This is a genomic window from Photobacterium andalusiense (genome assembly GCF_900185625.1).
Classification (GTDB): Bacteria; Pseudomonadota; Gammaproteobacteria; order Enterobacterales; family Vibrionaceae; genus Photobacterium; species Photobacterium aquimaris.
This window is the reverse complement of the sequence record NZ_FYAJ01000023.1, coordinates 1-1835: the sequence shown is the minus strand read 5'-3', so window position 1 is coordinate 1835 and position 1835 is coordinate 1. Positions and strand designations below refer to the sequence as shown.

1 protein-coding gene is annotated in these 1835 nt (G+C 44.7%); it reads right to left on the bottom strand.

Annotation, left to right across the window (positions count from 1 at the left end; translation table 11 throughout):
* The coding region (locus PAND9192_RS20750; RefSeq protein WP_234999232.1) for a GEVED domain-containing protein at window positions 1-1835 on the bottom strand (1835 nt) is incomplete at both ends.

Sequence of the window (1835 nt, the reverse complement as noted above, 5' to 3'; positions counted from 1 at the left end):
TCAGCATCTGGTACGGCAGATCCCATGAATAAGTTACTATTTAAACCATGATACGGGCCATTATCACTGAGGGTACTACGGTAATCGCCTGCACCAGAAGCGGTACCACTGGCACCGTCTTCTGCATCACCGAAGTCAAACTCACCAATCGATACGGTGTAATCTTCGACTTCGCCGCCTTCAGCAAAACCACCCCAGTCGTTGGCGGTTAAGGTGGTATTGGCAATACGAATACGCAGCCCCATGGTTCCTTGAGTTAAACCACTTAATCCGTTCCAGGTCAGAGTGACTTTATTGGTGCGATTATCACTACCGGTTGGGTAATTATCAGGGCTAAATGTGGCGTTTGTGAAAGGTGTGCCGTTTGCGACCACATTCAGCACATCAACGACTTCATCAGCACTGAATGTACCATCTTGGTTTTTATCTAGCCATGCCACCAATGTTGCCATCGAACCTGACGCATTATACGCAGACAGTTCAATACTGAATGACGTCGCGCTGGATGGTAATAAAGCAAGAGGCTGTTCAGCGCCATTCTCATCATCACTACCTGTAATATCATCACTGTTACTCGCAAGAGAAGGTGTAACACTGGAATCATTATCTATTGTTGAAGTACCAAGATATAAATTGCTGACATAAGCATGGGCTGGACCATCGCTTGAAATCAGGGTTTGGTAGCTGTCGGGCGCATCGCCTAAATCGAGGTTGTTTGCAGTTAAAAAGTAATCTTCCACTTCACCATTCGGAGCAAACCCTAACGAGCGTTCATCTACGGACACGGTGCCACTATCATCTGTAAGCTGGTGTGTGGTCACTCTTAACCGTACGCCATAAGTACGGTTATTGACGGTAGCAACATCATTAAGCCAATTTAATGTGTAAGTTTGGGTTCCACTGCTAGCAGGGATCAGTTGCACGCCATACGGCACTGTCACTGCTTGTTGAATGAGTTCATCTGACTCAAAACTGCCATCACGATCCCAATCAATCCAAGCGTACAAATAAGCATCTTGAGATGAGTTATTTGTAACAGACACATTGGCTTGGTATCCAGCACCATTAGCTAAAACAGGCAGGGCTTGGGTTAATAATCCCTCTTCATCATTGGTTCCATCGAGATTATCACCATCGGCATTTGGGGATTGTAATGAGGCATTATCTGCATCTGGCGCTTGCTCTCCTAAATATACGCTGCTCAAACCATCTACACTGTGGTAAGGACCATTATTCGCTAAATCGGTTTGATAATTATTGGCCGCTGTACTGCTAGACGTATCTGGTAAATCACCAAAATCACCACCGCCTAGTAAAACAGAATGATCTTCGACTTCACCATCACTAGCCATGCCATTCATGTCGGTAATCGTTAAAGGGTCGGTGGATAAACGAAAACGAATAAAGCTATTGCCTGCTGTTAAATAACGCAGTTGATCGGGATTCAATGTGTAAGTGAAAGCCCCATTTTGTCCTGTTGCAATGGTGACAACTTGTCCTTCAATCGCATCAAAACTGCCATTACGATTACTGTCGATCCAACCAGCAAGATAAGCATCGTTTCCTGTGGTATTACGAACCGTTAATTCAATAGAATAAGAGGTACTTCCTAATGGAATCGGCATCAATGCCGCAGCAAGCCCATTTTCATCATCACTGCCACTGTTATCATCCCCCAGTGCATCACTCGATGCTTGAGCACTGGTATCGGTATCAATGGTTGAATTACCCAAATAGAGATTCGATGTATTGGTAATAATATGGTATGCACCACCTAATGTTGGGTCGATACCATAGCTGTCTGGGGCATCCCCTAAATCAATGTCTTGCATTTC